The organism is Rhodanobacter sp. UC4437_H4 (assembly GCF_052978425.1).
Window position 1 is genome coordinate 1,872,272 of sequence record NZ_CM129673.1, and the last position, 24,420, is coordinate 1,896,691.

The following is a 24,420-nucleotide window of genomic DNA, read 5'->3' on the forward strand; positions in this document are numbered from 1 at the left end:
CCTAGGTCACGACCAGCGCGCCGTTGTTGACCGTCACCGTCGGCCCGGCGAGCACGATGGTGGCGCCTTGGCCGTTGGAGATCGTGATGCCGACCTCGTTGACCATGATCATCGCGCCGGTGACGCTCTTCAGCAGGATGCCGCCGGCCGGCCCCGGCACGTCGCTGATCGCGATGGTGTTCTGCAGGCCCGACTGCAGCACCACGCTCGGGCTGGCCGGATTGCCGGCCAGCGCCAGCGCCGGCACTTCCGCCGCGCTGCCCCAGAAGCCGCCGACCCAGACCGGATAATCCGGATCGCCCTGCTCGAACTCGATCCACACGCCGGCGCCGATCTGCGGCACCACGTAGACGCCACTCTGCTTGCCGGCGACCGGCACGCACGGCATCGCCCAGCTCGACGGGATCAGCCCGGACACGTCCGGCACCATCGCCTGGATGCGCCCGCGCTGTTCCGGGTCCACGTTCTGGATCACGGTGCCGCGGTACTTGCCGAAGAACTTGTTCATGGCAGCACCAGCGGCACGGCGGAGACCAGTCCCTTGCGCGACAGCTCGAAGCTCTGCTTGTACTCGCCGCGCCTGATCGTGTGACGCACCTGGCTGACGTAGTGCAGGCCGTCGAATGCGGGCCCCACGCCGCGCACGCCGACCAGCTGGCGCGACTTCAGCACGCGGCCGTAACGCACCACGTCGAGGCTGCCCTTGCCGGTGACGGTGTCGGCCGATTTTGCCGCCTCGGCCATGCCCAGAAGCAGCGCGCGCTGTGGCGAATACTTCGCGGTCTCGGGCAAGGGGCGGAACTGCTGCGGCGGCGGATCGATCAGGCCGAGCGGCGGATTGAGTGGCCCGATGTCCGGGATCGGCAGCGGCAGCGGCAGCTTGGTCTGCTCGTTCTGGATGTAGACCACCGGCAGCTGCCGCGCGTTGCCGTCGTAGCTGAAGCTGAGCTCGTCGACGTTGCTGGCCGCGTCCATGTCCGCGTTCAGCGCCGGCTGCGGCACACCCACCTTGATCTTCGGCCCCCAGTACGCGGTGCTCATGCCGGGCAGCGGGCCGGGCTCGAGGTAGAACACGTAGCCGACCCGCTCGGCCAGCAGGCGGATGTAGTCCAGGTCGCTGCCCTGCTGGGTCGGGATGCGGTTGGTCGGGATCGGCACGTCCATCGCGATGCTGGGGATCACCAGCGGCACGATGCCGAGGAAGGCGTATTTCGCCAGCAGCAGCGCCACGATCGCCTCGGCCGGCATCGCCGGGTACGGCACCCCGGGCAGGCCGGAGAATTCGAGCTTGGTCATCACCGTGGTGAGGTCGTCGCCGGTGACCTGCAAGGTGGTGTGGCGCTGGTCCGCGCCGGGCACCACTTCGGTGCGGGTCACCACGCCGTCGATCAGCACCTGCGGCATGCCGTTCACGGTGACCACCACGATCACCCGCAGCAGCGGCACCACGCCGCCGCCCGAGAGCAGAAACAGCGTGTGCAGCGGCGACTGCACGCTCAGCGTGAACTGCAGGGTGAACGCACCGGCCGCCTCGTCCGGCGCGTTCACCTCGATCCGGGTCAGCGCATCCAGCACGAGCTGCGGCACCGGCACCGGCACCACCGGGCCGACCAGCAAGGTCAGGTGGATTCCCTCAAGCATGCGGCACCCCCGGGATGCCTTCGGGCAAGGTGATGCGCAGCTTCCTGCCGATGGTTTCGGTCAGCTCCTCCGGCCGTAGCGCGCGGTTCGCGTCGCACAGCCGCCAGAACTGTTCCGGATCGCCCAGGTACTTCGCCGCGATGTTGTCCAGCCGCTCGCCCTGCACCACGCGATGCCACTGCAGCAGGGCGAGGCTTTCCGGCGGCGGCACGAAGCGGCGCTTCAGGTACGTCACCATGCTGCCGTCGGCGCGCACGAGGCTGGTCGTGGGCGTCAGCGCGTAGCGGCTGGTGGGCGGGAAATTCGAGGTCATGGAGGCTGCTCCGTCGCGGGCGTGTCGATCGTTCCGGTGATGTCAGGCGTACACCGCCTCGCCGCGATCCTTCCTCGATCGCAGTTCGGCCAGCATCTGCTGCTCGCTTTCGTGGGCCGCCCAGGCGGGTCGCAACTGGAAGTGCGGCTGGTCGACGATGGTTTTCCAGTTGCCGCCCCACTCCAGGCCCAGGTCCATGCCCAGCGCGCCGACGGCCTTGTACTTCGGCGACTCCGGCAGGTAGCGGTTGCCCTCGAACACGCCGATGTCGAAGGCGATGCCGAAGTTGTGGTTGGAGTAGCCGGCGCGCGCGTTGGTCACCTTCTTCCCCGGCGCCGTGCGCCCCTGCGCATACAACGCCGCCTGCTCCTCGTAGCTGCGCAAGCCGCTGATCACGCGGATGCTGATGCCGGCGGCAGCCGCCTTCTGCACCAGGGCGCGCGCAATCGGGCGTACCTGCGGCAGCAGCGTGGCGATCACCTTCTCGCTGCGATCGTCCACCGGCGAAACGGCTTCGGCCGGCTTCATCTGATCGATCTTCTTGTCCACCAGCCGCGCGTAGATCGCGCCCCAGGTCTGCGGGCCGGCCTTGCCGTCCACCTCGACGCCAAGGGTCCGCTGGACGGCGGCAATCATTTCCTCGATGCGCATGTCGTTCTCCGATGTGTTCGCGGGGTATTCACGGCACGCCGCTCAAGCCGAGCGCGGACAGCTGGCCGCCCGCGCGGCCGGCCAGGCGCTCCTTCTGCTGCAGGTAGCTCATGAACAGGCTGGCCGCCTTGTGCCCGGAGGGCACGTCGTTCACCGACAGCACGCGCAACCCCAGGCTGACCTTGGCGCGGATCGGGTTCAGCGCGGTGTCGAACGCTTCCTCGGTGATGCCGAACTCGGTGACGCGCACCGGCAGGATGCGCGACTTGCTCCACACGAACAGCGCCAGCGGCGTCTCCATCGGCACGATTTCCAGCGTGCCGATCTGCGCCAGCACATCGTTCGCGCGCAGTTGCCCGCTGCTCGGGTAGACCATGGTTTCCAGCGCCGCCAGCTGGGCGAAGATGCCGGACTCGGCGACCCCGCCGTTCTGCTCCGGAAATTCCAGCTGGTCGGTGGCGTCGATCTCCACCTCCAGCTTCAGCGTCTCCACCGGCGGCCCCTTCAGGCGCAGCACCTCGGAACGATCGCCGCCATCCGCGCTGACCGCCTGCACCTGCAGCGAGCGCGTGAGCGAATCGGGGTTGTACTGCAGCGCTATCACCCGCAGCACCGCCGAGCTGGCCGCGTCGATCAGCACGATGCCGCCCTTGAGAATGCGCGGGGAGCCGGGGAAGGTGCTCATGGCTGGTGGCCGCAGCCAGGCAAGCGGTCCAGCCGGCCCGGCCCATGCAGAGTCAGTCGTAGTTGCATTGCTTTGCGGTCTCCGGCTGGTTGCGTGGTTCGCCCAGGGGACAATCGGCATTCCTGTCCGGCTCCCTCTCGGCCGGGCCGAACTTGCCCGCGTCCTCCGCCTGGCGCGAATAGGGCTTGCAGGCCGCCTCGTTCATGGGGGTGAGCGAGCCGCTGGTCCGGTGCTGCTCCATGCGTTGTTCCTTGTGCATGGTGCCGAGCTCGACCGTCGCGTAGCGCAGGTAGCCGAAGATGCCTTCCCATGGGCGACGCCCCCGGCCCCGGTTCTTGCGGAATTGTTCGATCGCGGCCAGCAGCTTCGGTGCCGCCGGTGAATCGGCGGCCACGCCGAACAGCTTCAACCGCTCACCCGGGTCGGTGACGCGATCGAGCAGGCCAAGGAACTGATCAGCAAGCCGGGGGTTGGGGATGTCGCCGCCGACCAGGAACTGGGTGACGTCTTCCGCATCGCCGAAGCCCACGTCGCGCAGGGCGTCGGCAAGGCTGCTGCCCGGCGCGATCGTCGGCACGCGACCGAGCAGTTCGCCACCGGCCATCGGCGCCGGCAGCGGGACGCGCGTACCGAGCCGTTGAGCCAGCAGGTCGCGCAGGCGCCGTGCGCGCGACAGCGAGAGCTTCTGGTTCGGCTCGGGCTTTTCGCGGTTGTCTTCCGGCGAGGCATAGCCGCTGATGGAATTGACCTGACTTCCCGCCGCGACCTGCTGTGCTACCTCATCGAGGGTGTGCTTCGACTCTCCCTTCAACTGCGGATCAAGCGTGTCGCGGTCGCTGTCCAGACTGAAGTAGTAGCGCAACCGGCCGCGCTGCACGACATCCACGGTGACCGGCTCCTGGACATCGCGCGGTGGAATGTCCTCGTAGCACTGGTAGGAAACCGGGCAGCGGCATTCGCGGCAGGTCTGGTCGCTGACGGTTTGGCCGGGAAGATTTCCGCCCACGCCACCGGTGATCGTGAAGGGGCCGCCCGGCGTATCGGTTACTTGAACGCCGATCCTGGTGCCACCCGGCGTTTCGTAGCCGGCCCCCGCCTGTATGTCCAGTTTTCCCGACTGCGTTCCCTTCAGGACTCCCCCGCTGCCGCCGATCTGGCCGCCGTTCGGCAGCTTGACGCGGACATCCGCCGAACCGCCGGCCTGCGGCTCCTTGCCGGTGTTCTGCACCTGCCCCTGCACGCCGACATTCACGTTGCCTGCGACGTTGACGTCCACGCCGACCTTCGCCGTACCCGTCGTGAGAGTCTTGGGAACGATGTCGCCAGTGACCCGCGCGGTGACCTTGCCGCTGCAGATCTCCAGCGTCACGCCGGGATTCGGGGTCAGCTGCGCGGATGCCCTCGTGCGCGTGACGTTGCGTCCGGCGCAGGCACACAGATAGCGGATGATGCGAATGACGACCTGGTCGTCGCCACGCTTTCCGCCATCGACGCTGGCAGCACGCCCGCGACCGCCTCGCAGTTGCGGAGATTTGAAATCCGGTTCGGCGTCGGCGACATCCGGCGTGTCGGCCAGCGTCGGTCCGGGCCGGCGCTGCAAGGCGGCGGAAGGCGCGGCGCGTACGGCTGGCACGGCGGCACCGGTCACCACCCGGTCGGCAACGCGATCCGCCTCGATTTCGGCGCTCGAATCCACCGCACCGACGGCGAGCCGGGGACTCAACGACGCCGGTGACGTGCCCTGCTGGAGGGTATGCGTCAGCTCGTGCGCCAGCAGGCGGCGCCCCGCGGCGGAGCGCGGGGCGAGCTGCCCCTCGGCAAACACGATGTGCTGCCCCACGGTGTATGCCAGCGCGCCCACGGCCCTGGCCGAAGCCGCCGCACTGTCGTCGGCATGCACGCGTATCGCGGAGAAATCGCGGCCGAACCGCGGCTCCATGTACTGGCGGGCGGCCGGATCGAGCGGCGTTCCGGGCGAACGCAACACGGCCAGCACCGCGTCCGGTGCCTGGGTGCCGGACGCGAGGGATGGCCCGGCCTTGCGTTGCAAGGGATGGCGCTTGCGGGCGCATTCGGCGCACGTTCCGCCGCCCGGCACATGCCGGCCACAGCCGCACTTCCGCTGCAGCACGAAGGCGGTTGCCGGGGCCACCTGCGCCGCCGCCATGCTGGCGCTGCGCTCAGCCACGTCCGCCTCCGGTGCGCGCAGCCGCCCTCTTCGCCGCCCGCTTCGTCTTGCGCAACCCGGCGAGGAAGGCGTCGAGCTTGCCCGCATCCAGTCCGCGCTTCTTCTTCGCGGTGTCGATCGCGTCGATGACCGCGTAGGCTTCGTCGCAGTACTTGACGAGGAAGGCCCAGCTCATCTGCTGCTTGCGGCCCCAGGTGACGCAGACCGGGCCGCTCTTCGTGTAGCCGGGCACGTAGACGTAGTGGCCGTTGCGCGGATTCGGCTGGCCGGCCTTGCCGCCCACCACCGCCCATGGCTTGCCGGCGTAGAACTGGGTCAGCGCCGCGTCGGGCAGGCTGAAGCCGAGGCCGACGCCGATGTCCATGAACACCGCGCGCTTGACCTCGCTGCGCTTGCCTTGGTCGATCTGCGCGAAGGCCTTGATCCTGTAGCGCCGCTTCGCGGCGAGCCAGCCCTTGCTGCGCCACTTCTTCAGCGAATCGAGCACGACCAGGCCGCTGTCCGCTCCACCGGTTTCGCCGAAGTATTCGTGCAGCACGTCGTTGTCGCTGATCGCGATCAGCTTGTTCTGCTCGGCCTTCTCGAAGCGCAGGGTCTGGTGCGCGCGGCCGGCGATCACGCAGTCGCCGTACTGGTCGTTGCCGAACATCGGCGTGGGGATGCCGTGGTGGACCACGTCGAAGTCGTATTCGGCCGGCAGCACGGGCGGCGCCTTCAGCAGGGCGGCAAACATCAGGTTGCGGTCGTCGCGTCTGGCCTTCCGTTTGCCGAAACGCACGATGCCGTCGGGACGGGGTTTGGGGATCGCTTTCATGTCAATGCTCCTTGCCCGCGACGCGCGCGGCGGGCGTGATGCCGAGGCCGTGCTGCACCGCCGTGGCGATGCGCGGGCCGAGGCGCTCGTGCGGATGGCTGGCCGCCGGCAGCGTCGCCGCCGGCAGCGTGGCCACGGCGCCGAGACCGCGCAGCGCGTCGACGGCGCCTGGCCGCGTCAGCAAGCGGGCCAGCTCGCCTTCGAGCGCGGCACGCACGTTGCCCGCGCGTTCGCCGCCGAGCAGCGCCTCGTCCAGCACCAGCCGCTCGATGTGCAGCTCGATGCTCACGGTTTGCCTCCGGCGCTTTCCAGCCAGCGGAAGTCCGCTTCGTTGATCGGCTTGTCCAGCTTGCGGTATTCGGTGCGCACGGCATCCAGCAGCAGCGGCATGCCGACCGGCACGCCGCCCTTGGCCGCCATGAACGCCGCGTTCAGCGCGATGCCCTGGATGCTGCCGCCGCTGAGTGCGAAACGCGCCAGTCGCTCCAGGTCCAGCGCACCCACCGCGGCCTGCGGCGGGAACACCGAGGCCCAGATCGCCTTGCGTTCGGCCGTGCCGGGGAACGGGAAGTTGATGACGAAGCGCAGCCGGCGCAGGAACGCGCTGTCCAGCGCGCCCTTCATGTTGGTGGCCAGGATCGCCAGCCCGCGGAACGACTCCAGCCGCTGCAGCAGGTAGTTCACCTCGATGTTGGCGTAGCGGTCGTGGCTGTCCTTCACTTCGCTGCGCTTGCCGAACAGCGCGTCGGCCTCGTCGAAGAACAGGATCGCGCCGCCGTCCTCGGCCGCGTCGAACAGCTTGCGCAGGTTCTTCTCGGTCTCGCCGATGTACTTGCTGACCACCGCCGACAGGTCGATGCGGTACAGCGACAGGCCGAGTTCCTGCGCCAGCACTTCCGCCGCCATGGTCTTGCCGGTGCCGCTCTCGCCGGTGAACAGCGCGCTGATCGACAGCCCGCGATTCATCCGCTGGCGGAAACCCCAGTCGTCGTAGACGGTCGTGCGCTGGGCGACCTGGTCGGCGATCTGGCGCAGCAGGGCCTTCTCGCTGTCGGGCAGTTTCAGGTCGTCCCAGCCGGCCTTCGGCTCGATCCGCTGGGCGAGTTGATCCAATGCCGGCCGCGTGTGTGCCAGCGCGCCCTGCCACAGCGTCGGCGCCAGCGCGGCGGGCTTGCCCTCGGCCGCCGCCAGCGCACCGTGCGCGATCTGCTCGATCTTGCCCAGGTTGAAATCGAAATGGCCGGCCAGCTGCTGCGGCAGCGCGCCGGCGGCGTCGCCGAGCAGGCGCTGCCACAGCGAACGTTGCTCGACGGCGGTGGGCTTGACCACGTCGACGCTGAGCGCATGCGTGGCCGCACCCGCCCACGGCTCGCGCGCGTCGACAAAGGCGAGCCCGTCGGTGCGCGCGAGGAAACGCTTGACCCACGCGGCAGCGGCGTCGCCGTGTTCGACCTCGGCCGCGTCGAGGTACAACGCCAGCGGCAGCAGCTGGCTTTCGCGCTGCCACAGCCGCAGCAGGGTTTCCTGTTCGGCGACCGCGGCCGGCAGCAGCTCCGCCGACAAGCGATAGGCCTGCGCGCCGAACGCGGCGGCAATGGCCTGCGCGATCGCCTGCTTGCTGACGCTGTCGCTGCCCAGCAGTTGCACCAGCGGCAGCGGCTCGCCCGGCGGCACGTGGTGCAGGCTGTCCAGCAGCTGATCGGCGACCGCCTGCTGCGACGGCGGCAGCGTGGCCGGCGGCAAGGCGGTGAGCAGCGGCGTCAGCCGGTCGTCCAGGTAGTTCATGCCCTTGACGAAATTCACCACGCGCTCGTCGGCACTCAGCGCCGCGCCGATCAGCGGCTGCGCGCCGGGCTGGTGGATGTCGAGCAGGCGCCAGTAGCGCAGCGGCCGCTGCGGCGACAGCGCGTCCCATCTCGGCGCATCGAGCACGGCGAAGGCCAGCACGAAGGTGGGATACGGCCGCGCCGGATCGTGCTGGGCCTGCGCGCACAGCGCGGGGAAACGCGTGTCCAGTTCCATGCCGATGCACAGCAGGAGCACGTCGCGCTCGAACGCGGACAGGCCGAGGCGGTTCGCGAGCACGGCCAGCGCGGGGGTGTGGTTGCCCTCGTCAGCGCCCGGCGCGGCAGCGGCCGTGCCGTCATCCGGCACGGCGGCGACGAGCGGTCGGGCGGCGGACGGTTCGTCGGCATTCGCCGCCGCAAGCGGCGGCGGTGCGTGCTGGGCGCTGAACAGCCGCGCGACCCAGGAATGCTTCGGCCCGGCCGGCGCGCTCACCGCCGGCGCGGATTCCATCAGCGCGGTGGCCGCCGCCGGTGCCGCTGGCGGCGTATCGTGCCGTTGCGCGGCGCGCTCCAGCCGCGCGCGCAGCTCGGCCAGCGCACCGGCGAGGTAGCGGTCGTTCGCTTCCAGCCACGGCGCGTAGTCGTTCATGACACGACCACCTGCTGGTCCGCGGCGAATGCGGGCGTGCTGCCGCTGAAGTCGACCGGGATGCTGTCGGCGCCATCCACGCGCAGGCGCACGGTGTACCTGCCCGCGGCCACGCCGGTGAGCTGGAAGACCAGCGCGGTCGGCTGGTGCGTGTCGGCCGGGTTGCCGAGGCTGGCCGGCGCCAGCAGGCGGTCGCCGAACAGCAGGAACACGCGCTGGCCGTCGCGGATGCGCGGCGTGCAGGTCAGGTTCAAGGCGAAGTCGCCGGCCGCGGCGGCGAGCGAGCCGAGCGTGATGCGCGGCGCCAGCACCAGCGGCAACTCGTTGCTGAGCAGCGGCGGCAGTCCCGGCGGCTGCACCAGCAGGGCCACGGTGTAGATGCCCGGCGCCCAGCGCGCGACGGCATCGGCATCGTCGGCGGTGTCGGCGAGATGCACGCGCAACGTGCCGGCGGCGTCGCCGGGCAGCGGGGCGAGATCGATCGGCGCGTCCAGGCGCAGGCTGCTGAAGCGGGCCAGCGCATGATCCGCCGCGAGCTGGCGACCGTTCAGCACGATGTCCTCGCCGAGGCGCACGGCGGCCTGATGGCGCGGGTAATCGAGCGCATCCAGCACCGCGGCGGCGGACGCGGTGGCGATCACGCCGCGATCCTCCGGGCCGCGCCGCAGCACCGGCAGCGGCGCACGCATCGCCGCCTGGCTGTCGATCAGCACCACCGCCGCCTCGTAGACGGCCGAGGCGCGGTAGTTGGTCTGGAACGCGGTCCACAGCCGGGACAGCTCGTCCACACTCTGCGGCAGCGGGGTGACGCGCACGCGCTCGATCTGGCCGGCCAGGTCGTTGTCCGGCAGCGCGTTGCGGATGTCGTTGCCGTCGAGCACGCCGCGGTCGTGCAGGGTGCTCATCGCGGCGGCGAGCACGCGGTGGCTGAGCGCATCGTTGTCGTTCTCGCCGCGGCCCCAGGCGGTGATCACGTAATGCAGGTTCAGCGCGAGCGGCGGCGGCGCGGTCTCGCCGGGACGCACTTGCCCCGGCAGGTCGAGGTTGCGCCAGGCCGCGTTGGCCACCACCTGGTACAGGAACAGGTTGAGCTGCGCCTTGCTGATCCCCTTGCGCGCCACGTCGGGCGGCTGCAGGGTCACCTCCAGGTCGCTCAGTTCCGCATCCAGCACGGGCATCTGCGCCAGCAGCAGGTTGCGCAGCGTGCGCGTGGTCGCGGCGATGGCCAGCACGTTGCTCATGGCGAGGCCTTGCCGCGCTGGCGCAGGTAGTCGTCGAGGCTGCCCGGCTGCGGGCCGTCGCGACGACGCGGCGGCGCGGCAGCCGCCGGCGTGGCGCGCACTTCGAGCCGGCCGATGCTCACGTGTACCACCGGCTCGCGCGCTGCATCGGCCTTGCCTTCGGCTCGCGCGGCAGCGGCCCGCGCGGCGACGGTGCGTTCGGATCGCGTGGATGCCGCGCCGGTCGCGGCAAACACCGGTGCTGGTGCAGGCAGCAAGACGCCGTTCGGTGCGGGCGTCGATGCGGCTTCCCGGCGAGTGGGCGCCACGCGCGGCGGGCGCGGGAAGGCGAACGAGGAAGTGACCGCCGGACGTTCCGGCGTGGGCGGCGTGCTGGCCTGTTCGGCGCCGATGGCGCGCACCGGCGAGGCCGCGCGCGGCGGCGACGGCATCGGCGCGTGCGGTACATCGGCGGCGGTGCCTGCCGTCGTCGGCAACGCCGGGCGTTCCACCGGCGCGACGCGGGCGGCACGTGGCTCGATCGACTCGCGCGCATGGGTCGGCGCGCGCGGTGGCGGTGCGACATCCGGCACTGGCGGCACTGCCGGGCTCGCCTCGCGAGCGCGCGCGGGCGCCTCGCTCTCGTCGGCCGACGGCATGACCGGCGCCCGCTGCAGCGGTTCGAACAGCGACGGCAGCCGTGGCGCCAGCGCCGCCCCGCTGCCGATCGCGCGTGCCGCCAGCCGGTCGAGAAAATCGCTCATGGCGCGCACAGCTCCAGGTAGGCCTGGCGGCGGCGGGGGCTCAGCGCGAGGATGTCGGCCTCGGCCCAGTGGTAACTGGCGGCCAGCGTGTCCACCTCGCGCAGCATGTGCAGCGCCCAGGCGTGCAGCTCCTGCCACAGGAAGCGCGCGATATCGAACAGCGGCTGCCATTCGTGGCCGCAGTCCGGGCAGCGCAACGCGAGTTGCAGGTCGGCCTGCGGATCGGCCTGCGCCATCGCCTGCGCGATCTGCGCCTGCAGCTCGTGCGGCAAAACGCGAGGCTCGAGCGATTCGCCGCCATGCTGCGCGGCGAGCACGCAACGTTCGAGCAGCAGCGCGCGCGCAGCCCCGGCGTCGCCGCAGCTTTCCAGCGCCAGCAGGTCGCGGCTGTCGGGCAGGCGGAACTGCACGCGGATGCCGTGCGCGGCGTGCTCCAGCGTGGAGGCGGCGGCGTCCGCATCCGGCAGCCGCAGGTCGTCGCAGCGGAACGTCGCTTCGACCGTGGCCGCGCATTGCGGGCATGTCGCCACCGCGTCGATCGCGGCGCCGAACAGGCGCTCGCGCAATTCGAGCAGCCGCGCGTCGCGCCGACCCAGCGGCATCGCCGCCAGTGCATCGACAGGGGCTTCGTCGTCGCAGCTGCAGCCAAGCAGCAACAGTCCGCGTGCCGCGGCGGACGGCTCGCCCCCGCGTTCCCAGACCTGCAGCAGCTGCGCGGGGGTGGGCGTGTGCATGGCGCTCAGCCGGCGGGTACGGTGAAGCTCGGCTCGGCCGGCTCCGACACACCGACATCGCGCTCCCAGCCCTCGTTCTCCAGCTTCAGGTGCTGGATCGCCACCGCGTTCGCGTTCGCGTCCAGGTCGGGCATCGCCTGGTACTCCGAGACCCAGCAGCGGTACAGCTTGTAGGCGAGCGCGAGCTGGCCGGCCTCGTTGTAGACCTCGAGGATCAGGTCCTTGCGGAAGTCCTTCAGCGAGACTTCCGCGCCGAGCCCGGCGCCGAAGTTCCACACCTTGTTCGCCCACTTCTCGAACTCGGTGTCGTGGGTGACGCCGCGCTCGATGGTGATCGCCTCGTACTCGGTGCGTCCCGGCGACTTGCGCGTGCTGCTGGGGTCGCCGCCCTCGCGGTGCTTGACCACCTCGGTGGTGCGCTTCAGGCCCGACACCTTGCTGATGCCGGCCACGTAGCGGCCATCCCACTTCACCCGGAACTTGAAGTTCTTGTACGGATCGAAGCGCTGCGCATTGACGCTGAACTGAGCCATGGTGGTTTCCTCAAGACTGGATCTGGCCGGCCATCTGCTGCAGCTGGATGACCACGAACTCGGCGGGCTTGAGCGGCGCGAAGCCGACCACGATGTTGACGATGCCGAGGTTGATGTCGTTCTGCGTGGTGGTTTCCTTGTCGCACTTCACGAAGTACGCGTCGTTCGGCGTCTTGCCCTGGAACGCGCCCTGGCGGAACAGGTTCTGCATGAAGGCGCCCACGTTGAGGCGGATCTGCGACCACAGCGGTTCGTCGTTCGGCTCGAACACCACCCACTGGGTGCCGCGATACAGGCTCTCCTCGATGAACAGTGCGGTGCGCCGCACCGGCACGTACTTCCACTCCGAGCCGCGTTCGTCGTTGCCCTGCAGGGTGCGTGCGCCCCACACCACGGTGCCGTAGACCGGGAAGTTGCGGATGCAGTTGATCGCCCGCGGATTGAGCACGCCGTTTTCGCCATCGGTGAGCACGGTGCCGACGCCGAGCGCGCCGGTCACGCTGGCCTCGCTGCCGGCGGGCGCCTTCCACACGCCGCGCGCTGCGTCGGTGCGCGCGTAGATGCCGGCCACGAAGCCGCTGGGCGGGAACGCGCGCGGCCGGTTTTGCTGCAGCGGATCGGCGGCGATGATCCACGGGTAGTAGAACGCGGCGTTGATCGCGTCGTCGCCGGTGATGTCGCCGGGGCCGTCCTTCTGCGTGTCGAAGGTGGTGCCATCGGCGCTGTCGGCGATCAGGAACGCGCGGCGATCGCGGCAGAATTTCTGCAAGGCGGAGATCGTGCCGGTACCGGTTTCGCCGGGCACGCACAGCAGGTTGAACAGGTCGACGCGATCGAGCTGGTACAGACCACCGGTGCCGGACAGCGGCAGCAGCGCGGTCTCGAACGCGGGGTCGTTCGGCGCCAGCACCGTGCCGTCGGCGCCGCCGGCCAGCTTCGCGCCGTCGGGAATGTTGCCGGCCGCGGTATCCGCGGGCGGATCGGTGGCTCCACCCTGCACCGCAGCCGTGACGTAGGCGGACTGCGCGGCCAGCACGCTGGTGACGAAGCGGGCGTCGTCGGCCTTCATCGACAGGTTGTCGAACGTCTCCACCGCCACGCCGGCAGGGTCGAGCTGCCAGTTCACCACGCTCAGGCGGAACCGGCTGGCGTCGAAGCTCGATTTCCGGATGACCACGGCGAAGTCGTTGGCCCAGAGACCTTCGCTGCTCGCGGCAAGCAGCAGCTTGCCGTCGAGGGTGACCTTGGCCGCCTTCGCGCTGGCGTCGACCAGGCGCACGATGTAAGCCTGCTGGCCGCCGTTTGCGAAGAACTGGTTGACCGCGTAGCCGAGCAGGCTGCGGCTGTCGATGCCGCCGAACTGGCGCGCGAAGTCGGCGTAGCCGAGCACCAGGGCGGCGCGCCCGGTCGGCCCGCGCGGCGCCCAGCCGGCGAACGCCGCGATCGACGTGGCCACCCCCGTGATGGTGCGCACGCCGCTGGGAATTTCCTCGATGTAGACGCCCGGATAGGTGAGCGCAGATGGCATGGGATCGGTCCTCCGAAAGTGAAAACCCCTGTGGCGATCAATGCGGCGGCGGTCGCCGGTGCTCGTTCAACGCGTACAACACCTCGCCATCGGGGAGCCGGTCGCGATGCAGCAGGCCCTCCGCCACCAGCGCCGCCAGCACCTGTTCGATGCGCTGGCGGCTGTTCTCGTAGCGCTGCTGCGGCAACCACCAGTTGACGACGCCGCGCAAGGTGTCTGCCGCGCGCGGGTGATCCTGCAGATACGCCAGCACCGAATGGCGAATCTCGTCGTCATCGCTTGCCGGGGACCCGCTAGTCGAGGGCTTGGTCATGGCGACATCCCGCATCTGCGTCGACTCTGGCAACGAGTGTGCCAGTGGCCGCCGGCGTGAAAACGGCATGGCGCCGGGCCGCGGCCCCGCCGGCGGCGATGCGACCGGGTCAGGACTGACCCGGCCCCGAGGCGCAGCGCGAACGATTGCACCCGGTTTGCCCGGTTGCTTCTCCCGCGCCGCTTGCCACGGGGCAGACGCGGCGCAGGCTTCGGACTGGTGCGGAGGGCGGCCACGGCGCGTTCAATGGGCGGTGCCGAAACCGGCGAAGTATTTCTTGAACGCGCCGATCTCCATCGCGAACACGCCATCGGTGGTCTTCAGCGTGATTGGCCGCCACCAGCTCACGTCGTACATCGAGATGGTGGCGTCCAGCACGCTGGCGGTGGCCTCGGTGTTGCCCCAGGGGTTGCGCAGCACGATCCAGCGCCGGCACCGGGCGTACGCCCAGCCGAGCACGGTGTAGCAGTGCGAGCCCACCACGTGGGCGCTGGCGTAGTCGACATGGTCGGGCGCCGCATCGCCGGTCGAGTAAGTCCACGCCGTCATCGGATTGAAGGTGCGATACGACAGGCAGTTGGAGCGCAGCAGTTGCCACAGCTCGTCGGCGCTGTGGTCGGCGGTGTTGTAGTAGTGACGCGTGCCGCCGTTGAGTTGGGCGGTGGCCCACACGCAATCGCCCCAGGCGGTCTGGGTGATGTCGGGCATGTCGGTGGCGGTGCCGGTCTTGAGCTTGGCGTAGGCCTTCTCGTAGATGGCCGGCCAGCTCTCGCCGCTTTCGCTGGAGCGGCAGTAGATCGGGTAGCCGCCCGCGGTCAACGGCACCGCTTCGGTCACCTGGATCGCGCGGTCCAGGGTGCCACCGGAGTCGGGCTCGCAGAAACTGATCTGGTCGTTGAACTGCGCCTGGCTGGGGCCGGTGGCGCGGGTCTGGTGCGCCAGCCGGAACGGCGTGGCCCAGGCCACCGCCGACAGCGCCGCGATGTAATAGCAATTGGCCACGGCGCCCTGCACCGGATCGAAGAACTCGGCGGTCTCGTTGAAGAAGTCGCCCGATGCGGCCCAGTGCGCGCCCGGCGGTGTCCAGCCAGTGACGGCCAGTTGCTTGACCAGGTGGGTGTCGACGGTGATCGCACGCACCACGTCGGCGGACAGCGCGTTGCCCAGCTGCAAGTCGCGCAGCGCCGGCGGCAATCGCAGCACCACTTGCAGTCGCGCGAAGCGCGACAGGTCGGCGCACAGGATCGGCCAATCCAGGATGGATTTCAGCGCGCCCGCCCTGGCCAGCGCGGCCAGCGTGGCGTACTGGTCGACGCTCTCCAGGCCACCGCCGGTGGCGTCGTTGCCTTCGCCGCGCGGTGGCAGGTCGAGCAGCGGCGAGCGCTGCGGCACCAGCTTGAGGTTCGCGTCCAGTGCCATGCCGATGTAGAGCGGGCCGCCGAACTTGGGATCGAACAGCTCCTCGTAGGGCGTGGCCAGCACCTGTTCCAGCACGCGGGGCACATCGGGAACCTCGTTCCACGGAATCGGCTGGCCGGCGACCAGCTCGGCCAGTGCGTAGGGGTTGATCACCGCGCAGTTCTGCCCTTGTCCCCCGCTGGCCGCGGCGGTGCGCGCACGGGCCGATGCCGACCGCGCAGGGGGTCGGCTGGATGCGGTTTTCGACTTGCTGGTTTTCGACGTTGCCATCTCGTTCTCCCCGGCCAGGTGGCGCGCCTTGCGCGGCCCGGAAGCAACGATCGCGACGCGGGGCCGGCCCGGCGGGATTCGTCACCTCCCCGCGGCGCCAGTCCATCGCTGGACTGGCAACAGGCATGCCATGGAACGGAGGACGAAAAATGGCGCGGCAGGTGGGCGCGAACGATTCCGCGGCTCGATGCCGGGGCAGTGCTGACCCGTTCCGCGCGCGCCATGGGTAACGGCGCACCCGCGGCCGCGGCGGCCTCGGAAATTCACTGGCGCGTGCGGAAAGCCTTGATGCCGATGCCGTGCTTGACCAGCAGCTTGCCGAGCTGGCGACGCTCGGTGCCGGACAGCCGCGCGGCGGCGCTGATGTTGCCGCTGGCACGTTGCATCAGCTGCACCAGGTAGTCGTGCTCGAACTGGTGGATCGCACGGGTCTTGGCCACGCGGAAGCCGAGCTCCGGTTCGTTCGCCCGCCGCCGCGGCTGCGGTCGCGGACCGATGAAGGCCGGATCGGCTGCGGCCAGCGCGGTCAGGCCGACGATGGCGTCGTCGCTGCACATGTAGGCACGCAGCGCGACGTTGTCCAGCTCGCGCACGTTGCCCGGCCAGGCATGTGCCTGCAGCGCCGCCATCGCCGGCTCGCTCCAGTGCTTGAAGGGGCCGTGCAGGCGAATCGCCACCGCGTGCAGGAAATGCTGCGCCAACAGGGCAACGTCTCCCTCGCGCTCGCGCAGCGGCGGCAACTGCAGGTACAGCGCATTGAGCCGGTACTGCAGATCCCGCCGGAAGCGGCCGGCCTCCACCTGCCGTGCCAGGCAGCTGTTGGTGGCGGCGATGATGCGCGCATCCGAGGTGCGCATGGCACCGCCGCCGACCGGGCGGTACTCGCTGTCCTGCAGGAAGCGCAGCAAGGTCACCTGGCCCTTGGCCGAGAGCGCATCGACCTCATCCAGGAACAGGGTGCCGCCGCGCGCATGGTCGACCAGGCCGGGCTGGGCCACCTTGGCGTCGGTGAAGGCGCCGCGGCCATGGCCGAACAGTTCGCTCTCGATCAGGCTGTCGGGGATGGCGCCGCAATTGACCGGCACGAAGGGAAAATCCCGGCGAGCGCTGGCGTAGTGGATTTCGCGCGCGGCGACTTCCTTGCCGGTGCCGGTTTCGCCCTCGATCAGCACCTGCACGTCGCAGGCGGCAAAGCGCTGCAACTGCGCGCGCACCGCGACGATTGCCTGGGATTGGCCGATCATGATCGGCATCATCAGCTCCCGAAGTCGACCTCAAGAAAACCCCGCCGCGCCGTGATCGGCGTGCCTAGGAATCCCCCTGGCTTCCTTCCCGTCCGGCCTGGCGCCGCCGGATCGGAGCAACGGTCGCAGTATGCGCAGCCGGCGGCTGTAGTTCAAGAACGCGTCTGCTGCCATCCGCGGGAGGCCAAGGATGTAGGCGGCGACCTACGATCACCTGATACACGATGCCCGCACGGGGGATGCGGCAACCCGTCACGGAATCCGATTCGGCGATCACCGGGGTGCTGGCGTATCCTTGCAGGTTGACCGCCGCGCGCTTCGCGCCCCGCTGCATGGCCGCGGCCACGACCTCCTGCAACCCGACGGCCGGCGCCCTGCGCCGCCGATCACCCGGACGAGAAACCCCCTGATGGTGGCCATGGCAACCGAGCACGTGATCGACGTGCAGCACTGGAACGACACGCTGTTCAGCTTCCGCACCACCCGCGACCCCGGCTTCCGCTTCGACAGCGGCCAGTTCGTGATGATCGGCCTGGAGGCGGAAACCCGCCCGCTGATGCGCGCCTATTCCATCGCCAGCGCCAGCTGGGAGGAACACCTGGAGTTCTTCTCGATCAAGGTCGCCGACGGCCCGCTGACCTCGCGCCTGCAGCACCTCAAGCCCGGCGACCCGCTGATCGTCACGCGCAAGCCCACCGGCACGCTGGTGCTCGGCGACCTCAAGCCCGGCCGCAACCTGTACCTGCTCGGCACCGGCACCGGCCTGGCACCGTTCCTCAGCATCATTCGCGACCCGCACACCTACGAGCGCTTCGAACGGATCGTGCTGGCCCACGGCGTGCGCCGCATCGACGATCTCGCCTACGCGCACTACCTGGAGCATGAGCTGCCGCAGCACGAATACCTGGGCGAGCTGGTACGCGAGAAGCTGATCTACTACCCCACCGTCACGCGCGAGCCGTTCCGCCACCACGGCCGCATCACCGATGCGATCGTCGACGGCGCGCTGAGCGCGGCCACCGGGCTGCCGCCGCTCAACCCGGAAACCGACCGCGTGATGCTGTGCGGCAGCCCGGCCATGCTCGACGACCTCAGCACCCTGCTCGACGGCCGCGGTTTCGAAGCTTCGCCGCGCACGCGCGAGCCGGGCGATTACGTGGTCGAACGCGCCTTCGTCGAGAAATAGCTGCGGGAGCGCACCCTGTGCGCAACCTGGTCGTCACGTAAAAGCAAGCATCGCGCACACGGTGCGTTCCTGCAGTTCGCCGATGACCGGCCACGGCCGCGAATGGTGCGAACGACGCGCGGTTGCATGCCATAGTGTCCCCACCCCCATGGCCGTGCGGCCGTGACTCCCGCGTGACCGCGCCAACGGAAGCCCGCCATGGAAATCGCCCTCTACATCCTCGCCGCCCTGCTGATGCTCGGCGGTCTGGCCGGCTCGGTGTTGCCGGTGCTGCCGGGCATTCCGATGGTGTTCGGCGGGATCTGGCTGGCGGCGGCGGTGGATGGCTACCGCCATCTCGGGCTGTGGTGGCTGCTGGCCATCGGCGCGATCGGCGCGGTCGGGGTGGTCGTCGATTTCGTCGCCAGCGCGCTGGGCGCCAAGCGCGTCGGCGCCAGCCGGCGCGCGTTGTGGGGCGCCGGCATCGGCACCGTGGTGGGCATGTTCTTCGGCATCCCCGGCCTGGTCCTGGGGCCGTTCGCGGGGGCGCTGCTGGGCGAGTTGTCCTCGGGCAACAGCGTGCTGCGCGCGACCCACGTGGGCGTGGGTACCTGGCTCGGGCTCCTGTTCGGCACGCTGCTCAAGCTGGTGCTGTCGTTCCTGATGGTCGGCCTGTTCGGCCTGGCCATGCTGCTGGGCTGAACACGCCTCTCAGCGCTGCGGGCCGGGGATCACGTACAGCAACACCGCGAGGAAATGCAGCACGCTGCCGGTCAGCACGAACAGGTGCCAGAGCGCGTGGTGGAACGGCAGCCGCCGCCACAGGTAGAACGGCACGCCCAGCGTGTAGGCCAGCCCGCCGGCCACCAGCAGCGCGGTGCCGCCGGCCTGCAGGTGTTCGCTGAGCGGCTTGAACGCGACCATCCCGATCCAGCCCATGCCCACGTACAGCAGCACCGCCAGCTTGTGGTAGCGCTTGAGCAGGCCCAGCTCCAGCACGCTGCCGGCCAGCGCCAGCGCCCATACCGCCGCGAACAGGCTCCAGCCCCATGTGGCCGGCAGGGCGATCAGGGTAAACGGCGTGTAGGTGCCGGCGATCAGCACGTAGATCGCGATGTGGTCGAGTGCGCGCAGGGTGGGCTTGGCACCCGCCGCGGGGATCGAGTGGTAGAGCGTGGAGGCGGTGTACAGCAGCACCAGCGATGCGCCGAACACCGCGCAGGCGACCACCGCCACCGCATTGCCGTGCAGCGCCGCGAACGCGACCAGGGTGGCCAGCCCGGCGATGCTGAGCACGATGCCCAGCCCGTGGATGATGCTGCTGGCCAGCTCATCGCCGAAGCTGTAGCTGGGAATGACTGCGCCGGACGTGGCGGACATCGGAAACCTCCGGTGGCGCGGGGTGCGCCGACACACCTTGATCGCGCACGTGCGCCCCTGCATGCCTTGGCACAGGGTCGCACGCGCGGTGTCGCTATTCGATGATGAACGCGCCGAACGCCACGCCGAGGTTCCAGCCCTCGCCCTTGCCGCTGAGCGCCAGCGAGACATTGCCCTTGGTCAGCACCTGCGCCGCCGCCGACTTCTCCGCGCCTGCGTGCGCCACCGCTTCGGCATAGTGGCCCAGCACGTCGCGCACGTTGCTGACGCCAGTGAACTTGCCGATGCCGTCGGTGATCTTCGTCTTGCCGAAGGTCAGCCCGCCGCCCTTGGCGCGCAGCTTCACCTGCAGGCTCTGGCCGTTGCTGCAACGGACCGTGCCGGTGCCCCTGGCAGTCTTGTAGAACACCGACCAGCCGGACAGCTGGAACGTCATCTTGCACGAGATGTCGCCCGCCCGCGCCGTCGATACCGACAGCATCGACGCCGCCGCCAGCAGACCCGCGGCCCACCAGATGTTCATGCGCATGTCTTGGCTCCCGTGGAATCGGCCCGTCGCCGCGGGACGATTGTCGCAGAGGTTGCGCCCGATGCCACCTGCGTCGTTCGCCGATCGCCGTACGCGAGGCCTGGCGGCAGATGGACGTCCAGCCGTCCACTTGCGCGCGTCGGCGCAACAGGCATAGGCTGCAGGCGCGACAGCACGATCCCCCGGCGCGAGCCGCGTGACTGCCGCTCCCGCCATGCAGCCAGGAGGTCGTCATGTCTTCCATCAGCCTGCCGCTTGCCCAAGCCCGCCCGGAACCCGCCCGCATCGCCGCGCTCAGTGCGGCCATCGCACTGAACCTTGCCGTGATCCTGATCGCCGCACGGCCGCTGCCGGTGTCGCTGCCGACCCTGCCCCGACTCGTCCCGCCGCCGGCGCTGGTGCGCCTGATATCGCCGTCCCCGCAGCCGCCGGCACCGCCGCCGGTGGAACTCAAGCCGCTGCCCCAGGCGCTGCCCACGCCGCAGGTGATGCCGCATCCGGTGGTGGCCCGTGTACCGTCGATGCCAGTCGCCGACGGCCAGCTCGCCGCGCCCGTGCAAGACGCGGCGCCGGCTGCGGCAACGGACAGCGGCACCCCGGCACCCGTCGCCGCGGTCGAAGCCAGCCTCGCCTACCTGGCCCACCCCATCACTTACCCGGCGCATGCCTTGCGCGGGCATCTGGAGGGTACGGTGGTGCTGCGCGTCCTGGTGGACGAGACCGGCAAGCCGCTCGAAGTCGGCGTGCTGCGCAGCAGCGGCCACGCGGAACTCGACCGCAGCGCCCGCGAGCAGGTCCTGGCGCACTGGCGCTTCCAGCCGGCCATCGTCAACGGGCACGCGACGCGCGCCTGGGCCAGCGTGCCGGTCACGTTCACCCTGCGCGGCTGACCGCGGCGGCCGGTTTTCACGATCTCTCTGAGCGTAGCCGCGCCGGATCGGTTGAGAGGAAAACGGAAAAACCTGCGATAACGGGCGTGGGTGGCACGCGCCGGATTTCCACGGACCACTCCGAGCCTGGCCGGATCGATTGGGGAGCCCGTCGCCCCGGCCGGCTTACGCCACTTTAACCGGGCGCATGATCCACTGGCGCCCCTTTATCCTGCTGGGAGGCCCGCATGGGCAGACCACGGCGAACCTTGAAGCTGTTGCGCGAGATCGCGCTGGAGCACGCAAGCGTGGCGCACCCGGACCTGGCTTCGATGGCACGCGAGCTGGGGCAGCTGGTGCACCGCGACAACGCGGCGATCGCTGCGCGGCTGGCGCGCCTGCCGCGGCGCGGGCAGGGCCTCGGTCGCTGGCAGCTGGCGCAGCGCAACCAGCCGCCGGTCAGCATGCTGGTGATGGCGTGGCCGGCAAACCATTGCACGCCGGTGCACGATCATGCCGGCCTGTGGGGACTGGAGCTGGCCCTGGTCGGTGCGCTGGAAGTGCAGTCGTGGCGCCGCGACCCGGGCTCGGGCACCTTGCGCGCGCTGGGCCGCGACTGGCTCGGCCCCGGCGACGGCATCTGGTTCGAGGGCGACCCCAATCACGTGCACCGCTGCCGCAATCTGTCCCAGCACGAGACCGCGCTCACCCTGCACGTCTACGGCGGCGAACTGAACCACTATCAGGCATACGAGCAGACCGCACCCGCCGGGCCGTGGACCGCGCGGGCCACCGACTGCGCCGTGGCCGGGCACTGGCCGGCCTGACCGACGCCACGCCAGGGGAACAGGAAAACCGCATGTTTCGACGGGTCGCCATCATCGGCGGCGGCGCCGCGGCCGCCAGCCTGCTCAGTGAGCTGCTGGAGCGCGAGCCGCCGCAACCGCTGCAACTGGACTGGTTCACCGGTGCCGGCGGATCGGTGCGCGGCGTGGCCTACGGCACCGGCTCGGAGCGCCACCTGCTGAACGTGCGCGCCGCGTCGATGGGCATGTTCGCCGGCAAGCCGCAGGGCTTCCTGGATTTCGTGCAGCGCGACGACCCGGCGATCGGCGGCACCGATTTCCTGCCGCGCCGGCGCTACGGCGACTACCTGGAGGCCGAGGTGGCCCGCGCACTGCAGCAGGGCATGGCGCGCGGCCATCATCACGTCAACGTGGTGCCGTTCGAGGTCGATGCGCTGGTGCCCGAACGCGACGGCGTCACCGTGATCCACGGCGAACGCAGCCATCGCGCCGATGCCGCCGTGCTGGCGCTGGGTGCACTGCCGCCGCAGCCGCTGAAGGGCGTGAGCGCGGCCGCGCTGGACAGCGGTCGCTACATCGTCGACCCGTGGCCCTGGCTGGCGCAGCTCGACGCGGTGCCGCCACCGCGTACCGTGGCGGTGATCGGCCTGGGGCTCACCGCGGTCGACGTGTTGCTGGAACTCTCCGCGCGCTGGCCACACACCACCTTCGTCGCCACCTCGCGCCATGGCCTGCTGCCCGAGGCGCACCTGGCCCATGCCGGCACGCCTGCCGGCGACAGCGCCGAGCTGGTGGATGCCATGCGCGACGGACCGGAGATCCGCCGCTGGATGCACCTGTTGCGGGAGGCGATCGCGCCGCATGGCATCGAGTGGCGCACTGTCGTCGACAGTCTGCGCCCACACCTGCCGGACCTGTGGGGCGAGCTGCCGCCCGAGCAGCGCGCGCGCTTCATGCGGCATGCCCGCTGGGCGTGGGAACGTGCGCGCCACCGCATGCCGCCGCAGGTGCACGAGGCCATCGTCGCGCTCGAACAGCAAGGTCGCCTGCAGCGCCGACGCGGCCGCCTGCAGGCCGCTGAGCCAAGCGGTCAGGGCCTGCAGTTGCAGTTCCGGCACGCCGGGCACAGCGAGGTACAGCACGCCGACCTGGCGATCCAGACCACCGGGCTGGCCACCGACGTGCGGCACAGCCGTCATCGACTGGTGCGCCAGTTGCTCACCAATGCCCACGTCACCGGCGATCCGCTCGGCCTCGGCCTGGTGGCCAGCCGCGATGGCCGCCTGCATCATGACGGCCAGCCGTGGCCGCACCTGTTCGCCATCGGCAGCCTGCTGCGCGGCACCTTGTGGGAATCCACCGCGATGCCGGAAATCCGCCAGCAGGCCCGCAACCTGGCCGACCAGATCCTGGCCGGCTGAACCGGCGCGGCCGTCACCATGACTGCCAGCGTCCTCACCGCCTGCATCGTCGCACTGCATCTGCTCGGCGCGCTGTCGGCCTTGCACGCGATCCGCCACGCACGCACGCCGCAGGGTGCGATCGGCTGGATGCTGGGCCTGTTGCTGCTGCCGTACGTGACCTTGCTGCCCTATCTCTACCTGGGCTCCAGCCGGTTCTTCGGCTACCACGCCGGCCACGGCGCGCCGACATCGCAGCCGGTGACGGCGAACACGGAAGCCGCGACCGTCGAGCCGGCCTGCGCACGCTTCGCCGCGATCAGCGCGCTGCAGCGGCGGCCGTTCCGCAGCGGCCATCGCCTGCGCCTGCTGATCGACGGCGAAGGCACCTTCGCGGCGATGCTGGCCGCGATGGCAACGGCCGAGCATTGTCTGCTGGTGCAGTTTTTCGTGATCCACGACGACGCGCTGGGCCGGCGCCTGCAGCAGGTGCTGCTGCAGCGCGCGGCCGCCGGCGTGCAAGTGTGCGTGCTGTTCGACGGCGTCGGCAGCCATGCGCTGCCGCGCCGCTACGTGCAGGCGCTGCGCGAGGGCGGCGTGGCGATCCACCGCTTCGCCACGCATCGCCTGCGCAACCGCTTCCAGCTCAACTTCCGCAACCATCGCAAGATCGTGGTGGTCGACGGCGCACGCGGCTTCGTCGGCGGCCTCAACGCCGGCGATGAATACCTGGGCCGCAAGCCGCCGCTGTCGCCGTGGCGCGACACCATGCTGGAACTGTGCGGGCCGGCGGTGGCCGACCTGCAGCAGGTGTTCGCCGACGACTGGCAATGGATCACCGGGCAACTGCCGCCGCTGCTGGACGCACCGCAGGACGAAGGCCGCGCCAGCGCGCTGGTGGTCGCAGCCGGGCCCGCCGACCGCCTGGAAACCGGCTCGCTGTTCTTCACCGCGGCGATCCACGCCGCACGCCGGCGACTGTGGCTGAGCACGCCGTACTTCGTGCCCGACCACGCGGTGCGCGCGGCATTGCAGCTGGCGGTGCTGCGCGGGGTCGATGTGCGCGTGCTGATCCCGTCGCGACCGGATCACCACACCGTGTTCCTCGCCTCCACCCTGCACGCCTACCACGCGGTGCGCGCCGGCATCGGCATGTTCCGCTACCAGCCGGGCTTCCTGCACCAGAAGGCGCTGCTGATCGATGACGATGCCGCCGCGATCGGCAGCCTGAATCTGGACAGCCGCTCGTTCCGACTCAACTTCGAAGTCGGCGCGCTGGTCGTCGACGGGGCGTTCGCCGGCGAAGTCGAAGCGATGCTGCGCACGGACTTCAGTCGTGCCGTGGCGATCGACGAGCGCGAGTATCGCGACGCGTCGTATCTTCGCCGCGTCGCGATGCACGTGGCGCGGCTGTTCGATCCGTTGCTGTAGGAGCGGCTGCAGCGTCGCGCGACCGGAAAAAGAAGCCGGCACATCCTGTGCCGGCTTAGCCTCGGGGAAAGTCTCCGGGCCGGGTGG

The 24,420-nt window shown here is 70.2% G+C and carries 25 protein-coding genes; 6 read left to right on the forward strand and 19 right to left on the reverse strand.

Going from position 1 to position 24,420, the window contains the following annotated elements; translation table 11 throughout:
* Position 1: 1 nt before the first annotated feature.
* From ACVCL3_RS08705 to ACVCL3_RS08785, 17 genes are all read right to left on the reverse strand, one after another.
* Complete coding sequence (locus ACVCL3_RS08705) at positions 2 to 508, reverse strand: phage baseplate assembly protein V (RefSeq protein ID WP_447101016.1); 507 nt, start codon at positions 506 to 508, stop codon at positions 2 to 4.
* Entirely contained in the window at positions 505 to 1,641 is a 1,137-nt protein-coding gene (locus ACVCL3_RS08710; protein WP_447101017.1) for a hypothetical protein, read from the reverse strand. Before ACVCL3_RS08710 ends, ACVCL3_RS08705 begins: the two co-directional genes overlap by 4 nt.
* Positions 1,634 to 1,954 (reverse strand): LysM domain-containing protein, encoded by a 321-nt coding sequence (locus ACVCL3_RS08715; RefSeq protein WP_447101018.1) that lies wholly within the window; start codon positions 1,952 to 1,954, stop codon positions 1,634 to 1,636. The genes ACVCL3_RS08710 and ACVCL3_RS08715 overlap by 8 nt, the downstream gene beginning before the upstream one ends.
* 42 nt (positions 1,955 to 1,996) lie before the next feature.
* Positions 1,997 to 2,605 (reverse strand): M15 family metallopeptidase, encoded by a 609-nt coding sequence (locus tag ACVCL3_RS08720; protein ID WP_447107252.1) that lies wholly within the window; start codon positions 2,603 to 2,605, stop codon positions 1,997 to 1,999.
* Between the two features lie 28 nt (positions 2,606 to 2,633).
* Positions 2,634 to 3,290, reverse strand: coding sequence for a hypothetical protein (locus ACVCL3_RS08725; RefSeq protein ID WP_447101019.1), 657 nt, complete (start codon positions 3,288 to 3,290; stop codon positions 2,634 to 2,636).
* A 52-nt stretch (positions 3,291 to 3,342) separates the two neighbouring features.
* Positions 3,343 to 5,457, reverse strand: coding sequence for an eCIS core domain-containing protein (locus ACVCL3_RS08730; protein ID WP_447101020.1), 2,115 nt, complete (start codon positions 5,455 to 5,457; stop codon positions 3,343 to 3,345).
* Positions 5,458 to 5,470: 13 nt separating this feature from the next.
* The gene (locus ACVCL3_RS08735) at positions 5,471 to 6,292 is read right to left on the reverse strand and encodes a hypothetical protein (protein WP_447101021.1); all 822 of its coding nucleotides are present in this window, start codon (positions 6,290 to 6,292) and stop codon (positions 5,471 to 5,473) included.
* A 1-nt stretch (position 6,293) separates the two neighbouring features.
* On the reverse strand, positions 6,294 to 6,581 hold the full coding sequence (locus ACVCL3_RS08740) for a hypothetical protein (protein WP_447101022.1): 288 nt from the start codon (positions 6,579 to 6,581) through the stop codon (positions 6,294 to 6,296).
* Positions 6,578 to 8,728, reverse strand: coding sequence for an ATP-binding protein (locus tag ACVCL3_RS08745; protein ID WP_447101023.1), 2,151 nt, complete (start codon positions 8,726 to 8,728; stop codon positions 6,578 to 6,580). Before ACVCL3_RS08745 ends, ACVCL3_RS08740 begins: the two co-directional genes overlap by 4 nt.
* On the reverse strand, positions 8,725 to 9,969 hold the full coding sequence (locus ACVCL3_RS08750) for a DUF4255 domain-containing protein (protein WP_447101024.1): 1,245 nt from the start codon (positions 9,967 to 9,969) through the stop codon (positions 8,725 to 8,727). Before ACVCL3_RS08750 ends, ACVCL3_RS08745 begins: the two co-directional genes overlap by 4 nt.
* A complete protein-coding gene (locus ACVCL3_RS08755) occupies positions 9,966 to 10,712 on the reverse strand; it encodes a hypothetical protein (RefSeq protein WP_447101025.1) in 747 nt (248 codons plus the stop codon). Before ACVCL3_RS08755 ends, ACVCL3_RS08750 begins: the two co-directional genes overlap by 4 nt.
* Positions 10,709 to 11,446 (reverse strand): T4 family baseplate hub assembly chaperone, encoded by a 738-nt coding sequence (locus ACVCL3_RS08760; protein ID WP_447101026.1) that lies wholly within the window; start codon positions 11,444 to 11,446, stop codon positions 10,709 to 10,711. The genes ACVCL3_RS08755 and ACVCL3_RS08760 overlap by 4 nt, the downstream gene beginning before the upstream one ends.
* Before the next feature lie 5 nt (positions 11,447 to 11,451).
* Positions 11,452 to 11,979, reverse strand: coding sequence for a phage tail protein (locus tag ACVCL3_RS08765; protein WP_447097374.1), 528 nt, complete (start codon positions 11,977 to 11,979; stop codon positions 11,452 to 11,454).
* Between the two features lie 10 nt (positions 11,980 to 11,989).
* The gene (locus ACVCL3_RS08770) at positions 11,990 to 13,507 is read right to left on the reverse strand and encodes a phage tail sheath family protein (RefSeq protein ID WP_395116170.1); all 1,518 of its coding nucleotides are present in this window, start codon (positions 13,505 to 13,507) and stop codon (positions 11,990 to 11,992) included.
* Between the two features lie 37 nt (positions 13,508 to 13,544).
* On the reverse strand, positions 13,545 to 13,820 hold the full coding sequence (locus tag ACVCL3_RS08775; RefSeq protein WP_447101027.1) for a hypothetical protein: 276 nt from the start codon (positions 13,818 to 13,820) through the stop codon (positions 13,545 to 13,547).
* A 243-nt stretch (positions 13,821 to 14,063) separates the two neighbouring features.
* The gene (locus tag ACVCL3_RS08780) at positions 14,064 to 15,509 is read right to left on the reverse strand and encodes a C2 family cysteine protease (protein WP_447101028.1); all 1,446 of its coding nucleotides are present in this window, start codon (positions 15,507 to 15,509) and stop codon (positions 14,064 to 14,066) included.
* A 263-nt stretch (positions 15,510 to 15,772) separates the two neighbouring features.
* Positions 15,773 to 16,753 (reverse strand): sigma 54-interacting transcriptional regulator, encoded by a 981-nt coding sequence (locus ACVCL3_RS08785; protein ID WP_395116164.1) that lies wholly within the window; start codon positions 16,751 to 16,753, stop codon positions 15,773 to 15,775.
* Positions 16,754 to 17,162: 409 nt separating this feature from the next.
* On the opposite strand from ACVCL3_RS08785, the gene ACVCL3_RS08790 reads away from it, so the two are divergent.
* On the forward strand, positions 17,163 to 17,939 hold the full coding sequence (locus tag ACVCL3_RS08790) for a ferredoxin--NADP reductase (protein WP_395116162.1): 777 nt from the start codon (positions 17,163 to 17,165) through the stop codon (positions 17,937 to 17,939).
* Positions 17,940 to 18,137: 198 nt separating this feature from the next.
* On the forward strand, positions 18,138 to 18,620 hold the full coding sequence (locus ACVCL3_RS08795) for a DUF456 domain-containing protein (RefSeq protein ID WP_447097378.1): 483 nt from the start codon (positions 18,138 to 18,140) through the stop codon (positions 18,618 to 18,620).
* Positions 18,621 to 18,629: 9 nt separating this feature from the next.
* On the opposite strand, the gene trhA is transcribed toward ACVCL3_RS08795, so the two are convergent.
* Together trhA and ACVCL3_RS08805 are read right to left on the reverse strand one after the other, a co-directional pair.
* Positions 18,630 to 19,298 carry a PAQR family membrane homeostasis protein TrhA gene (trhA, locus tag ACVCL3_RS08800; protein WP_447101029.1) on the reverse strand — a complete coding sequence of 223 codons (669 nt, stop codon included), beginning with the start codon at positions 19,296 to 19,298 and terminating at the stop codon, positions 18,630 to 18,632.
* A 94-nt stretch (positions 19,299 to 19,392) separates the two neighbouring features.
* Positions 19,393 to 19,821 carry a hypothetical protein gene (locus ACVCL3_RS08805; protein ID WP_447099492.1) on the reverse strand — a complete coding sequence of 143 codons (429 nt, stop codon included), beginning with the start codon at positions 19,819 to 19,821 and terminating at the stop codon, positions 19,393 to 19,395.
* Positions 19,822 to 20,060: 239 nt separating this feature from the next.
* Between ACVCL3_RS08805 and ACVCL3_RS08810 the strand changes: the two genes are divergently transcribed.
* From ACVCL3_RS08810 to cls, 4 genes are all read left to right on the forward strand, one after another.
* Positions 20,061 to 20,717: an energy transducer TonB gene (locus ACVCL3_RS08810; RefSeq protein WP_395116156.1), complete on the forward strand. Its 657-nt coding sequence runs from the start codon at positions 20,061 to 20,063 to the stop codon at positions 20,715 to 20,717.
* A 227-nt stretch (positions 20,718 to 20,944) separates the two neighbouring features.
* A complete protein-coding gene (locus ACVCL3_RS08815) occupies positions 20,945 to 21,523 on the forward strand; it encodes a cysteine dioxygenase (protein ID WP_395116154.1) in 579 nt (192 codons plus the stop codon).
* Positions 21,524 to 21,555: 32 nt separating this feature from the next.
* Positions 21,556 to 22,923: an FAD/NAD(P)-binding protein gene (locus ACVCL3_RS08820; protein ID WP_447101030.1), complete on the forward strand. Its 1,368-nt coding sequence runs from the start codon at positions 21,556 to 21,558 to the stop codon at positions 22,921 to 22,923.
* An 18-nt stretch (positions 22,924 to 22,941) separates the two neighbouring features.
* Complete coding sequence (cls, locus tag ACVCL3_RS08825) at positions 22,942 to 24,333, forward strand: cardiolipin synthase (protein ID WP_447097382.1); 1,392 nt, start codon at positions 22,942 to 22,944, stop codon at positions 24,331 to 24,333.
* The last annotated feature ends 87 nt before the right edge of the window (positions 24,334 to 24,420 follow it).

Coding starts and splice junctions, on each gene's coding strand:
- ACVCL3_RS08705 (WP_447101016.1), bottom strand. CDS start 508: ATGAACAAGTTCTTCGGCAAGTACCGCGGCACCGTGATCCAGAACGTG.
- ACVCL3_RS08710 (WP_447101017.1), bottom strand. CDS start 1,641: ATGCTTGAGGGAATCCACCTGACCTTGCTGGTCGGCCCGGTGGTGCCG.
- ACVCL3_RS08715 (WP_447101018.1), bottom strand. CDS start 1,954: ATGACCTCGAATTTCCCGCCCACCAGCCGCTACGCGCTGACGCCCACG.
- ACVCL3_RS08720 (WP_447107252.1), bottom strand. CDS start 2,605: ATGCGCATCGAGGAAATGATTGCCGCCGTCCAGCGGACCCTTGGCGTC.
- ACVCL3_RS08725 (WP_447101019.1), bottom strand. CDS start 3,290: ATGAGCACCTTCCCCGGCTCCCCGCGCATTCTCAAGGGCGGCATCGTG.
- ACVCL3_RS08730 (WP_447101020.1), bottom strand. CDS start 5,457: ATGGCGGCGGCGCAGGTGGCCCCGGCAACCGCCTTCGTGCTGCAGCGG.
- ACVCL3_RS08735 (WP_447101021.1), bottom strand. CDS start 6,292: ATGAAAGCGATCCCCAAACCCCGTCCCGACGGCATCGTGCGTTTCGGC.
- ACVCL3_RS08745 (WP_447101023.1), bottom strand. CDS start 8,728: ATGAACGACTACGCGCCGTGGCTGGAAGCGAACGACCGCTACCTCGCC.
- ACVCL3_RS08750 (WP_447101024.1), bottom strand. CDS start 9,969: ATGAGCAACGTGCTGGCCATCGCCGCGACCACGCGCACGCTGCGCAAC.
- ACVCL3_RS08755 (WP_447101025.1), bottom strand. CDS start 10,712: ATGAGCGATTTTCTCGACCGGCTGGCGGCACGCGCGATCGGCAGCGGG.
- ACVCL3_RS08760 (WP_447101026.1), bottom strand. CDS start 11,446: ATGCACACGCCCACCCCCGCGCAGCTGCTGCAGGTCTGGGAACGCGGG.
- ACVCL3_RS08765 (WP_447097374.1), bottom strand. CDS start 11,979: ATGGCTCAGTTCAGCGTCAATGCGCAGCGCTTCGATCCGTACAAGAAC.
- ACVCL3_RS08770 (WP_395116170.1), bottom strand. CDS start 13,507: ATGCCATCTGCGCTCACCTATCCGGGCGTCTACATCGAGGAAATTCCC.
- ACVCL3_RS08775 (WP_447101027.1), bottom strand. CDS start 13,820: ATGACCAAGCCCTCGACTAGCGGGTCCCCGGCAAGCGATGACGACGAG.
- ACVCL3_RS08780 (WP_447101028.1), bottom strand. CDS start 15,509: ATGGCAACGTCGAAAACCAGCAAGTCGAAAACCGCATCCAGCCGACCC.
- ACVCL3_RS08785 (WP_395116164.1), bottom strand. CDS start 16,753: ATGATCGGCCAATCCCAGGCAATCGTCGCGGTGCGCGCGCAGTTGCAG.
- ACVCL3_RS08790 (WP_395116162.1), top strand. CDS start 17,163: ATGGTGGCCATGGCAACCGAGCACGTGATCGACGTGCAGCACTGGAAC.
- ACVCL3_RS08795 (WP_447097378.1), top strand. CDS start 18,138: ATGGAAATCGCCCTCTACATCCTCGCCGCCCTGCTGATGCTCGGCGGT.
- trhA (WP_447101029.1), bottom strand. CDS start 19,298: ATGTCCGCCACGTCCGGCGCAGTCATTCCCAGCTACAGCTTCGGCGAT.
- ACVCL3_RS08805 (WP_447099492.1), bottom strand. CDS start 19,821: ATGAACATCTGGTGGGCCGCGGGTCTGCTGGCGGCGGCGTCGATGCTG.
- ACVCL3_RS08810 (WP_395116156.1), top strand. CDS start 20,061: ATGTCTTCCATCAGCCTGCCGCTTGCCCAAGCCCGCCCGGAACCCGCC.
- ACVCL3_RS08815 (WP_395116154.1), top strand. CDS start 20,945: ATGGGCAGACCACGGCGAACCTTGAAGCTGTTGCGCGAGATCGCGCTG.
- ACVCL3_RS08820 (WP_447101030.1), top strand. CDS start 21,556: ATGTTTCGACGGGTCGCCATCATCGGCGGCGGCGCCGCGGCCGCCAGC.
- cls (WP_447097382.1), top strand. CDS start 22,942: ATGACTGCCAGCGTCCTCACCGCCTGCATCGTCGCACTGCATCTGCTC.